Here is a 546-nt window from a genome sequence, read left to right as displayed (position 1 = left end):
TCAACATCATTAAAACCTTCGGGTAGCTGTGGTCGACGAGACATCTGTTCTAGATAATGCATGGTAATGATGCCTAAGCATAGTTGGCGGCAGCTTAAGGATTTAGAAAATGCGATTGGTATAATGAACGCTGTTTGCAAAGTGCTTCTGGGTCTCTCTTTGGCTGGTTCGTTGCTTTTAGAGACCGCAGCCAGAAATGGTGCTTCTGACACTCTTCATGACATGGCCAATAGGGGAGAGGATTCTTTTGATGTGACTGGACGTACTTTTATCGATGAGGAAGTCGAAAGTTCTGGCAATGAAAGTGAGGTCGATTAAATCGGTACATTTATTGCTGCTCTGCGATCAATGTTTAAAATATCGCTTGAAACTGATTTTTTCTAAATACGTTACGGTTGAATTCTTCTAGGTATTTTATGATGGGAATGTAATTTAAATTGTGTAAACGCTTGTCGTTAATACTCCAAAATGGAGAATAACAATGAGCGTTGAAATCAACGAAAAACTGGTAGATCAAATAGCCAGTCAGATTAAAACTCAGGATGA

The 546-nt window shown here is 39.4% G+C and carries 1 protein-coding gene; it reads left to right on the top strand.

The genetic code is table 11. From position 1 onward, the window contains the following. Positions 1-159 precede the first annotated feature (159 nt). On the top strand, positions 160-318 hold the full coding sequence (locus AK963_RS36395) for a hypothetical protein (RefSeq protein ID WP_238593914.1): 159 nt from the start codon (positions 160-162) through the stop codon (positions 316-318). Positions 319-546 lie beyond the last annotated feature (228 nt).

Source organism: Endozoicomonas atrinae (genome assembly GCF_001647025.1).
In the GTDB taxonomy this organism is placed as follows: Bacteria; Pseudomonadota; Gammaproteobacteria; order Pseudomonadales; family Endozoicomonadaceae; genus Endozoicomonas; species Endozoicomonas atrinae.
The sequence above is the reverse complement of the archived record's forward strand: the minus strand, read 5'-3'. Positions and strand labels throughout refer to the sequence as shown.